The organism is Stappia sp. BW2 (genome assembly GCF_008107695.1).
Lineage (GTDB): Bacteria > Pseudomonadota > Alphaproteobacteria > Rhizobiales > Stappiaceae > Roseibium.
Genome location: NZ_VIRG01000036.1, coordinates 411,081 through 422,660 on the forward strand (window position 1 = coordinate 411,081; position 11,580 = coordinate 422,660).

The 11,580-nt window shown below is 59.1% G+C and carries 8 protein-coding genes; 2 read left to right on the forward strand and 6 right to left on the reverse strand.

Features of this window, described 5'->3' with window-relative positions:
* Position 1: 1 nt before the first annotated feature.
* From FMN63_RS02140 to FMN63_RS02160, 6 genes are all read right to left on the reverse strand, one after another.
* Positions 2–1,924: an AAA family ATPase gene (locus FMN63_RS02140; protein WP_148582288.1), complete on the reverse strand. Its 1,923-nt coding sequence runs from the start codon at positions 1,922–1,924 to the stop codon at positions 2–4.
* Positions 1,911–2,438, reverse strand: coding sequence for an ABC-three component system middle component 5 (locus FMN63_RS29975; RefSeq protein ID WP_353619100.1), 528 nt, complete (start codon positions 2,436–2,438; stop codon positions 1,911–1,913). The genes FMN63_RS02140 and FMN63_RS29975 overlap by 14 nt, the downstream gene beginning before the upstream one ends.
* Positions 2,438–2,920, reverse strand: a complete 483-nt coding sequence (locus FMN63_RS02145) for an ABC-three component system protein (protein ID WP_148582289.1) — start codon at positions 2,918–2,920, stop codon at positions 2,438–2,440. The genes FMN63_RS29975 and FMN63_RS02145 overlap by 1 nt, the downstream gene beginning before the upstream one ends.
* Positions 2,921–3,381: 461 nt before the next feature.
* The gene (locus FMN63_RS02150; protein WP_148582290.1) at positions 3,382–6,771 is read right to left on the reverse strand and encodes an error-prone DNA polymerase; all 3,390 of its coding nucleotides are present in this window, start codon (positions 6,769–6,771) and stop codon (positions 3,382–3,384) included.
* 124 nt (positions 6,772–6,895) lie between these two features.
* A complete protein-coding gene (locus tag FMN63_RS02155) occupies positions 6,896–8,362 on the reverse strand; it encodes a Y-family DNA polymerase (RefSeq protein ID WP_162854975.1) in 1,467 nt (488 codons plus the stop codon).
* Positions 8,316–8,912, reverse strand: a complete 597-nt coding sequence (locus FMN63_RS02160) for an ImuA family protein (protein ID WP_148582291.1) — start codon at positions 8,910–8,912, stop codon at positions 8,316–8,318. Before FMN63_RS02160 ends, FMN63_RS02155 begins: the two co-directional genes overlap by 47 nt.
* 151 nt (positions 8,913–9,063) lie before the next feature.
* Here FMN63_RS02160 and FMN63_RS02165 point away from each other — a divergent pair, with 151 nt between their 5' ends.
* Positions 9,064–9,756: a glycosyltransferase family 29 protein gene (locus FMN63_RS02165; RefSeq protein ID WP_148582292.1), complete on the forward strand. Its 693-nt coding sequence runs from the start codon at positions 9,064–9,066 to the stop codon at positions 9,754–9,756.
* 490 nt (positions 9,757–10,246) lie between these two features.
* Positions 10,247–11,557: an extracellular solute-binding protein gene (locus tag FMN63_RS02170; protein WP_148582293.1), complete on the forward strand. Its 1,311-nt coding sequence runs from the start codon at positions 10,247–10,249 to the stop codon at positions 11,555–11,557.
* The last annotated feature ends 23 nt before the right edge of the window (positions 11,558–11,580 follow it).

Here is an 11,580-nt window from a genome sequence, read left to right on the forward strand (position 1 = left end):
CCTAAGTGCTAGAGATACGCAATGTTCGGTTCTCATGGGTATAGAAGTCACCCACAGTTATTTCAGGAACATCAAGCTCTGGCGCAATCATTGAAGTCGCGATAATCATTTGGTTCATTGATGCAGCAGTGGAAGATTTTTCATTCAACAACCGCTGGAAATTTCTGCTTCTCTCGGGCTCCATGCCCTTATCCTCGATGGTATCCATCAACAAAAACCGTGGATGCGAAAAGGAACTTTGATTTGCTGCAGCGACCGCAAATGACGCAATAAAGCTATTCCGCAGGTAAACCATAGAGCTCGCAGAGAAGAATGACTCACCATTTACACTAATTCTGTCTCCGTCGAAGTCAAAGTTCACAGAGTCAGCGTTTACGAAAGTGGATTGGCGTTCGAGATCTCTCCTCAAAAAGTCTAGAACCTCCAACTCAATTGAACGTCTCGCTTGAGATATCTGATGTAGATCGCGTTTCTCGGATGTTTCGATAAAAGTCCGAACCTCGTCAATCTTTCTCTGAAGCTCATCCCGCTGTTGCTGCGCCTCTCGCAATTCCGCGACTACAGACTTGCGTGCTGCCAGTTCTTCTAACTCTCTCTGCGCGTACCCGGCCTCTCTGTTAAGCGCTCTTAGCTTCGTGCGCATTTCAGTAGTTGGGCTCCGCAGTGAAACGGTGTAGTGACGGCCAGCCTGCTCCCACAATTCAGTTACTTTTGTTAGCCGGGCCTTCAGCTCAGAAATCCGTCGCTGCCTATCAGCCTGTAGGTCCAATGAGTTTTGTCTTTGTCGAGCATACTCGTTGATTAAACGTAGCGCGCGCTCCTTGACCTGGCTTTGGTCTGACGCTTGTTTGCAGAGCGAACACGCTCCTTCCACCTCCGCACTTTCCACAGGTGCAAAGCAAGCAGGGCAAAACTCGAAGCTCAGAGCGTTCAATTCGTCCACAACCATCTTGGACTCATGAAGTGCGTCTAGCTTCTTGCTAAGAGAAGCTATGAATTCGAGTGAATCCTCGGCTTCCAACTCTAGATAATCCAGCTCTTCCGTGATTTTGCCGATTTCGGCTTGGAGCGACTGCACTCTCGCGTAGGTCGCCTTCTGATCGTTGAGCGACAACCTGTCTTCAAACTGAACTGAAAACACTTGAGACTCAATCGACTCTATCTCAGTATTTAGATCGTGCAGTTCACGTTGTAGCCGTGAATACTCCTGCTCAATCCATTCCTCCGTCAATGGGTGCCCGTCACGTCCATGAATACGAATAAGCGTTGTGATCCTAGATATTGCATCCTTTATCTCAGCTTCGTAGGTCTTGAGGCTCAACTTTGCGGCGTAATATTCATTACTGAATGCTCCCAGCAATAAATTGCCGACAGTTTGCCGCGTTATTGCGTCATCGAAAAGCTGTTGTCGAAAAAGCTTCTCGACAGAACTCAGCTGATCCGAATAAAGAATCCGAAGAAGTTGGTTCATCGTGATCTTCGTGTTCGCTTCTCCATACTGAACTTCGGGAAGTCCCAGAAGCCGAAACATAATTTGTGAGAAGCTTTCGGATTTCCCCCTACGGAAGGAGTAGCGCTCCCAGCCCTCCCCACTGCTTTTTAACGCTTCGGAAGAAGGGCCGAAGTAAATCTTCATCGGTTGCGAAGACTTTTGTTCCACATCTCGTTGTAGAGTGACATTCTTTCCATTGAGCTTTACGCCCATCATTACTGTGTCACAGAGAAGTGCAGACTCTCGCCATTGGTGTTCGAGCAGATCGCCTCCCAAACCGTAAAAAATGAAGTCCATAATTGTGGACTTACCTGAACTATTTTCTCCGCGAATAATGTTCAGGCCGGTGTGGAAACTTTCGGAAAATACAATTTGTCCCCTTCGGAAGATCGTCAGGTCAACGACCTCTAGATTTGGTCTAAACAACGTCATAACTAAATTCACCTAGGCCGCAGCGCGAAAAAATTCCATCTTTTCCAAATTCTTCCATTTTCGGAAAGTTGACTGCTAGAAATTGAACAAGATCAGCAATTCTTTCAGAGGACGACCGAACAGAAACCATCAAGTTTGATGGAACATTATTTCGCCTAAGCGTTAGTCTTCCATTCGATACGTCGAAATCATCTATCATATTGGAACCTGCTAATGCACTAGCTGCTGTCGCTTGGACTATCTCCATCCGTTCGAATACAACCCTTGCACTTGGAAAGTTGTCGTAGCCAGACTTTGGATACTTTTTCACAATACTGTTGCGTGTTCGCGAAAATCCTTCGACGTCTCTTGGTGCCCTTACGCCCTTAAGTGACCAAGGAAAACAAAGGAAAAAATCTGCGGCTCTTATCGATCTGTAACCAAATGACTCGGTTTCCGACGAAGTCAGAAGAACCAGGAATCTAAATACTGTGTGATACGGGTCGTATGCTGGTGTGTACGCGAGAGAGAACATCAGCTCCACCTAACGTAGCATCTGTCTGCAAGCCAGTAGATCATTCCCCGAACATGAGCGTGGTTAATCGTAAAGTGCTCGAAACCAGAACCCATATCTTTCAATGTCGGCTGAACGATCTTTTCTTCGATTATCTCGTCTATCTGCTGCCTGTCGAGAGTCGAAACATAAGGCATAATATGGTTCTCAAAAACGTCGTTAATACGGGCAAGAAATAACGCGAAGATTTTTTGAGCCGAAGGATAATGCTGCATCCTTGCCAAAAGTTTTGCGAAAAGTTCTTTTTTTAGGTGGGCACTTTCCAACTGATCCTGCCGCTCTGCGGCGGTCAACTTTGCTTCAAGCCCAACGAGCGTTCCCGAGGTTCGCCTGTCTTGAAACATCTGGAGGTCATCGATGAAACCTTCAATGCAAGCATCTCCGGCAGATATTTCTTTGTCTAGGCGCTGCAGAAGGCCCGGAACCTGTGATAATTCTGTCAACGTGGCAATCCCGGCTACATCTGGCAGTGGAACGACTGGCTCTTACAACGCTTAGAGTAGAATGCAGGATATTGCATCCGATCAAGTGCGCAAGGGGGATAAGAACTCCACGTTGTAATTTGGGTTGCGATTGACAGACAAGCTTGCCTGATTCTGTTGACAGCCCTTATCCAAGCATTGGCGCGAAGTGTAAGCTGTGAACCGCAAGCAGCGCTCTACAGTTGTTCAGACCGGCATCACGCTGCTTCACACAAATCACAGCTTCAAGGATCCGAATCACAGAATAACGTGTTCGCTATCAGGCTCAGCTTTGCGCCGTAACCTATCGTGTGCACAACTAACTTAGACGTCATCTTCTTAAAAGTAGATTATGAACACTGCCAGTCCGCCTCCGTCCGAATCCGGTCATTCGTTGCGACCGCAGCAAACGCCCACTCCCCACCCCTTTCACACACTACCCCTCAATGAAAATCCCGGCTCGGGAACAGCCGCTTGGCCTGTTCGCGCGGGTGCATGGCGCGGGTGCGTTGTGCGTCTGATTTCAGATGCACCGGCACGTCGTCGGTCTTGGTGGTCGTCTGTCCCAGAACGTCGTCGTTGGGGTGGCCCAGAAGGGACAGGTCGCGGGAGCGGTCCTCGATGTGGTCGGCGATCAGGTGCACGACCATGCCTTCGCGCTCCAGCCGCCCGGTGACCTTGAGCAGCCGTCCGCCGAGAACGGCGGGCCGGAATTTCTCGTACATCTTCGGCCAGACGACAACGTTGGAAACGCCGGTCTCGTCCTCTAGCGTCAGGAAGATCACGCCCGAGGCCGTGCCCGGGCGCTGGCGGGTGATCACCAGCCCGCAGACGGAAACGCGGCGCGCCTCGCGCGGGGTCAGCGCCGCCAGCCGGTCATGCGGTGTCAGATGCGGGATATGCGGGCGCAGCAGCTCCATCGGGTGGGCGCGCAAGGTTAGCCGGGTGGACAGGTAATCCTCCACCACTTCCTGCCCCAGATGCATGGTGGGCAGGAGGACATCCGGCTCGAAGATCGCTTCGCCGTCGATGGGGTCGTTGAAAAGCGGCAGCGGTTTGGGGCTGCGGATGGTCTTCACCTGCCAGAGCGCCGCCCGGCGGCTGAGCCCCATGCCGGCAAAGGCATCGGCTTCGGCCAGCCGCTCCAGCGTGGCCGGCATGACGCCGGTGCGCAGCCACAGGGTTTCCGTGTCCGGATAGCCGTTGCCGCGGGCCGCGACGATCCAGGCAGCGTCCTCCTCGCGCAGGCCCTTGATCTGGCGAAACCCCAGGCGCAGCGCCAGCGCGCCGTCGCTGCGCCGCTCCAGGGTGTTGTCCCACAGGCTGGTGTTGACGCACACCGGGCGCACCTCCACCTGGTGCTCGCGGGCATCGCGCACGATCTGCGCCGGGGCATAAAAGCCCATCGGCTGGGCATTCAGCAGCGCGCAGGCGAATTCGGCCGGGAAGTGGCATTTCAGATAGGCCGAGACATAGGCCAGCATGGCAAAGGCGGCGGCATGGCTTTCCGGAAAGCCGTATTCGCCGAACCCCTCGATCTGGCCGAAGCAGTTCTGCGCGAATTCCAGCTCGTAGCCGCGCTCCAGCATGCCGGAGATGAACTTGTCCTTCAGCTGCCCGATGGTGCCCATGCGCCGGAAGGTGGCCATGGAGCGGCGCAGCTTGTCGGCCTCCGACGGCGTGAACCCGGCGGCGACCACGGCGATCTGCATGGCCTGTTCCTGGAACAGCGGCACGCCAAGCGTCTTGCCCAGCACCTCCTCCAGCGCCTTGGAGGGGAAGGTGACCTTCTCCCGGCCCTGGCGTCGGTTGATGTAAGGGTGCACCATGCCGCCCTGGATCGGGCCGGGGCGCACGATCGCCACCTCGATGACGAGGTCATAGAATTCGCGCGGGCGCATGCGCGGCAGGAAGTTCATCTGCGCCCGGCTTTCCACCTGAAAGACGCCGATGGCATCGGCCACGCACAGCATGTCATAGGTCTTCCTGTCGGCCTGGGGCACGGTGGCGAGTGTCAGTTCCTGGCCGTGGTGGCTGTCGATCAGCTCGAAGCACTTGCGGATGCAGGTCAGCATGCCGAGGCTGAGCAGATCCACCTTCAGGATGCCGAGCGCGTCGATATCGTCCTTGTCCCATTCGATCACCGTGCGGTTTTCCATGGCCGCGTTCTCGATCGGGCAGAGTGCGTCGAGCCGCCCCTGCGTGATCACGAAGCCGCCGACATGCTGGCTGAGATGGCGCGGAAAGCCGATGATCTCGCGGATCAGCTCGATGGTCTGGCGAACGCGCGGATTGTCGAGATCAAGCCCGATCTCCTTCATCCGCGTTTCTTCCGGTCCCTTGTTGGAACTGCCCCAGATCTGCCCCGCCAGTGCGGCGGTGACATCCGCATTCAGCCCCATCACCTTGCCGACCTCGCGGATCGCCGCGCGGGTTCGGAAGTGGATCACCGTGGCGCAGAGCCCGGCGCGGTGGCGGCCGTATTTTTCATAGACATACTGGATCACCTCCTCGCGGCGCTCATGCTCGAAATCGACGTCGATGTCCGGCGGCTCGCCCCGATGTTCGGAGATGAAACGCTCCGACACCATGGTGATGGTTTCCGGCCCCACATCGGTGATGCCGAGCGCATAGCAGATGATGGAATTGGCCGCCGACCCGCGCCCCTGGCACAGGATGTTCTGGCTGCGGGCAAAGCGGATGATGTCATGCACGGTCAGGAAATAGGCGGCGAAGGCAAGTTTGCGGATCAGCTTGAGTTCCTTTTCCGCCAGCGCCAGCGCATGGTCCGGCACGCCCGCAGGATACCGCCTTTCCAGCCCCTCGTAGGTCAGCCGCTCCAGCCGTTCCTGGGGCGGTTCGTTACCCGTGATCTCGTCCGGATATTCGTAGGAAAGTTCGGACAGATCGAAGCTGCAGCGGGTGGCGATCTCAAGCGTCCGGCGAAGGGCCGCCGGATGGTGGCGGAACAGCCTGGCCATGTCTGCCGGGGCCTTCAGCCGGCGTTCGCCATTGGGCAGGGCCCGTGTGCCGATGTCGTCGATGGTGCAGCCTTCGCGCAGGCACGTCAGCACATCGGCCAGCCGGCGCCGGCCGGCATGGTGCATCATCACATCACCAACGGCGACCATCGGCGCTGCAAGCGAATGCGCCGCGCGGGCGCAGGTGCGGAACCAGGCCTGGTCTGTGCCGTCATAGCGGGGCGCAGCGCCCAGAAACACATGTCCCGGCGCTTCCTGGCGCAGGCGGCGAATGTGATCCTTAGCCGCCTCACAAATCGTCTCGCGCGCCATCTCCGGCTGCGGCAGGGCAATCAGGATCATGCCCTTGCAGGCGTTCATGAGGTCGGAGAAATTCAGGTGACACTCGCCCTTTTCCGCACGCCGCTTGCCGAGGGTAAGCAACTGGCTCAGCCGCTCATAGGCGGCGCGGTCGGTCGGCAGCGCCACCCAGTGCAGCGGGCTGTCCTGCAGGCAAAGCCGCGCGCCGACGATCAGCCGCGGCAGCTTCAGCGTCTGCGGCGCAGGCAGGGGCGGGCTCGTGTTCGTCTCCTTGCGGGAGGAGGTGTCGATCTGCGAATGCGAGCGGATCTGAACGCCTTCCTCGGCCGCTGCCCGCTTGATCTCCTTCAGCGCCGAATAGGCCCGGACAACCCCGGCCAGCGAATTGCGGTCGGTAATGGCAATCGCATCGAGATTGAGCATGGCGGCCCGTGTCACCAGCTCCTCCGGATGGGAGGCCCCCCGCAGGAACGAAAAATTCGACGTCACGGCCAGCTCCGCATAGCGGACCGGCTCGGGCCGGAAGTCGTCAGGAGACGGAAGCACACTCACCGGCAAGCCTCCCTGTTCTTTCCGATGATGTTCTTGCAAAGACAGATGCACGAGACCCCGTGTCCCTGTGTGCCGCATTTGGCCGGGGAAGCAGCGGAGGCAAGGCGTAAACTGCGGAACCCCATCAGCCGAACTCCCCTTGCACGAACCAGCCCGGATGCTGGGGCGTGTGGAACAGCCACAGGCGCTGGCCCTGGTGGGTGGCGATGCGCCAGTAGTCGCGCAGGCCCTTGGCCCAGCTGTCGTCCAGGTCCCACCAGGCAGGGGTGATCCGTTCCGGCCCCTCGGCCTCGAACACGGTCAGCGCCCGGCCGCGCCAGCGGAAACGCCGGGGCGGTTCGAAGCCGGTGCCGGAAATCGGTTCGGGCGCGAACAGGCGGATCGGGCGCGGGCGGTTGGCGGGCCAGGCTTGCGCCGGGCGGCTGTAGGCGGCCGGAACCAGCTTGAAGCTGCGCTCGGGAATGTGGCTGTCGACCGGCTGGAACCGCAGGATATTGTCGAGGCCCACCCGGTTGCCAAGCTGGGTGATGAGATCGTCAAGCCCGTCTTTCTCCAGGCCTTCGGTGCGGTCCAGCTGGCGCATGCCGAGCGGTTCCACCTCGGTTGCTTCCAGGCGGATCATGTCGATGCCATAGCCTGCATCCACCGAGCTGACCCCACGCTCGAACAGGGCAAGGATCCGTTCCGGATCGCGCATCGGCCGGGCGAGCTTCAGTTCCACCGCCTGGTTTTCCTGGTCGACCCGGCGAAAGGTCAGCTTCAGGCTGCGGGCGCCCTTTTGCGCGGTGTCGAGCCGTTGGCACAGATGCGCGGTCAGCCGGCGTGCGGCGGCCATGACATCGTCCAGAAGGCCGATCGGGTCGGGCAGGGTCATGCGCACGGCAAAGCCCGGCTCCTCGCCCAGGGGGGAAATCTGCTCGGGCAGCGCCCCCAGCGCCTGATCGAGGCGGCGCAGGACATCGGGCTCGTACCGCCGGGCGACGGTGGCGCGCGGCAGATTGTAGAGCTGCGAGACCGTGGCGATGCCGAGCCGTTCCAGACTGGTGCAGGTCTGGTCGGACAGCCGCAGGGCGGACAAGGGCAGCGGGCCGATGCGGGCAAGGGTCTCGCCGGTCTCGGCAATGCCTTCGGCAAACCGGGACAGCGCCCAGGCCGTTCCCGGGGTATCGGCAAGGCCGAGCCGGGCGGTCAGCCCCGCCCGGGCCAGCCGGGCGCGGATATCGTCCAGCAGCGGCTCCTCGCCGCCCAGCAGATGGGCCGAGCCGGTGATGTCGAGAAACAGGCCGTTGCGCCCGTCAAGGCCGACCCATGGGCAGTAGCGGGTCGCCCACCGGGCCAGCAGCCGCAGGAAGCGTTGGTCGGCGGCGGGGTCCGCCGGGCGGGTCAGCAGGCCGGGGCAGAAACTGCGGGCATGAACCAGCGTCATGCCGCGGTTGAGACCGAAGCTTTCGGCGCGTGGGCACAGGTCGTAAAGGCGTTCGGAATTGCGGTCGAAAAGGCTCAGCGCAAAGGGCGCGTCGACCGGCCGGGCACGCAGGGAGCGCTCAGCCGCCAGCCTCGGAAACCACAATGACACGATGCGCCGCTGCATCCCAACGTACTACCCATTCCGACAATGTTCCTATTTTGTTCTTTATAAGCGACCAGCGCCAATGAGTCGAGTCATGACCATTTTGACGAGGCACCGTCGCAGGCCCGGAAGTGGGATCGGACGGAGCCGGAATGCCGGTGCTGCGCCAGCGGGTTTCGGCCGCATTGCTGCCGGCGCCTTCCGGGATCAGCAGGATGGCCGTGGTGCGCCCGGCTTCGGCCGCCAGCTGCAGTCGGCGTCCCTCCGTCAGTCCGACAGTGCCGGAAAGTTCGGCCACCACCAGCCCGGCAGCGCCGGACCTGAGCGCGGTTTCCGCACTTGCCAGAGCGGTCAGCTGGTTGGCGGCGCGGGTCAGAAGCAGCCGGCCCGGATCGCAATAGGTGGCAAGACCTTCCGGGTTCACCGGCGGCCGCCAGTCTTCCGAAATCCACACGACGGCCCCCTTGGTCATCCCGGCGGCGATCGCGGCAAAGCTCAACGCGCTGTCGCCGCACACTTCGTGGGCGCGGGCGTGTTTCAACGGAAAGACGGATGAGAAGTTCAAGGACATGCAAGGATCGTCTGTAGCAATCGGTTGGACAGAGCCTAACCCATGCAGACGGGTTGCGGAACCGCATAGAGGCTGTATCCATTCCAAACAGCCGTTGCCGGGCAGGAGCCGGGTTGCTATACGCCCCGGCACAACAGGCAGGAAAGCACCAATGACCAGCAGCCTTCTGGACGGCCGGAAGATCAGGACGATTTCCATCGTCGGCAACGGACCGATTTCCGAGCCCGATGCGCCGGAAATCGACAAGGCGGACCTGGTGCTGCGCTTCAACAGTGCGCCAGCGCTTGGGGCCGCGGGCCAGCGGGTCGACGTTCTGATGCTCAACCGGGCCCGGGTCTATATGTCGAAGCGGATCAACCCTGTTGCCCTGGAGCGCGCGCAGGAAGTCTGGGTGAACGACATAAAGGAGTATGGTGAGGTCGACTGGCTGTTCGCGCGCGAATGTAAGCCGCGCTATCTGGGGCTTGGCCCCACGAACAAGGCGCGGGAACACCTGAAGAGATTCGACCCGTTCGACCGCAGCAAACCGACATCGGGCGCGTCCATCATCGCCGAATTCCTGAATGTTCTGCCGGATGCCGAAATTCACCTGTTCGGCTTCACCCATCAGGGCAAACAGCACACCCATGACTGGGATGCGGAAAAGCTGTGGGTCCAGCAGCTCTGCGACGAGGGACGCATTCACAAACATCTGACACCGGGGCCGAAGCCCCGGCGGAGCGTCATGGGCTGGCTGGAATACGCGTTCCGTTTTCTGGAAAAGCGGGCCAAGCATTATCTTTACAACAAGATACTGCATTCCTCCGAAAGCACGAAGCGGCGGATCTTCGGACAGGACGCCTGAGGCGCGGCGAAAGCATGCGCAAGCGCCCTGCCGGGTCAGGAACTTCTGTCCCGCTGCGATAAGCGGTTGAAAAAAATCCGAACTTTCCACAGGCCGGCGAAAGTGACCGAGAGTTCATATGAACGGCTGACCGGTTTCATTTGAGTCACCTGGAGTCTGCGAAAACTCCAGCATTCGCCCGGATTGCGGCGCGGGTGAAGCCGCGTCCTCAGGCAAGCTGTTGCAGCCGGACGAGACCGTGGGTTCCCCCGCAGGGCCAGCCTTGCATCCACCGAATGGCCAGGATTCATTAAATTTAATCCGTTCCCTCTTGCGGACGCGGTCAAGGCGTCTTTTAATGTTCATATGAGCGTCATATAACGTTCATATGAAAACAATACGAAACGCAGGCGTTATCGTTTCTGGTGCCGATGAAGCCATTTTGGCACCGAGAGAGAACCAACTGCTGACCGGGGCGAAAAAACGCCCTGCTAGATGGGAGCAAATGAACATGGCTTATCGCAAGACAGTCGCCAGCCTCGTTGCTGCGGCCGCCCTGTTGGGCACGTCCTCCGCCTCTTTCGCGGCAACCGACATCTCCTGGTGGCACGCCATGGGCGGCAAGCTAGGCGAAGTCGTTGTCGACATTTCCAACGGCTATAACGAGTCCCAGGACGCCTGCAAGATCACGCCGGTCTTCAAGGGCACCTATGAAGAAACCCTGACCTCCGGTATCGCAGCATTCCGCGCTGGCGAACAGCCGAACATCCTGCAGGTGTTCGACGCTGGTGCCGCCACCATCATCGGTGCCAAGGGCGCAGTGATTCCGGTTGAAGACCTGCTCAAGGACAACGGCCTCGATTTCAACATCGAAGACTACATCGCCGGTGTTCGCTATTTCTACGCCGACAGCGACGGCAAGATGATCGGCATGCCGTTCAACTCCTCCGCTCCGATCCTCTACATCAACGAAGATGCGATGAAGAAGGCCGGTGTCGAAGCTCCGAAGACCTACGAAGAGTTCGAAGCCATTGCTCCGAAGCTGAAGGAAGCCGGTTACGTGCCGCTCGTTCAGTCGCACCTGCCGTGGGAATTCGTCGAGAACTTCAAGTCCCGTCATAACCTGCAGTTCGCAACCAACAACAACGGTTACGACGGCGCGGAAGGCACCGAGCTGGTTTTCGGCGAGCCGATCAAGAACCACTTCAAGGCTGCCAAGAAGTGGCTCGACGAAGGTCTCTTCGGTTACTACGGCACCGGCTGGGGTGACAACCAGACACCGTTCAACGAAGGCAAGGTTGCCCTCTGGATCGGCTCTTCCGGTTCCTTCGGCGGCATCGCCGACACGGTCGACTTCCCGTTCTCCGCAACCTTCCTGCCTTACTGGGAAGCTGTTGAAGGCGCCAACAAGGCTTCCTTCATCGGTGGTGCGGCTCTGTTTGCAATGTCCGGCAAGCCGGCTGAAGAGAACAAGTGCGTTGCGTCCTTCTTCGAGTACCTGACCTCTCCGGAAGTCCAGTACATGTGGCACAAGGAAACCGGTTACGTGCCGATCACCGAAGCTGCCTATGAGCTGGCCAAGAAGGACGGCCACTACGAGCGCACCCCGGCTGCCGAAGTCGGCATCAAGCAGCTGTCCCTGGACGGCGGCGAGTGGACCAAGGGCTATCGCATGGGCTTCTACGTCCAGATCCGCGACGTCATGAACCGTGAACTCGGCAAGGTCTTCTCCGGCGAAACCAGCGTCGACGACGCATTCGCAACGATTAAGGCCGACGGCGACAAGCTTCTTGAGCGTTTCGCCAAGACCACGGGCAACTAAGCCTGACCTGGTTGTTAGACCGA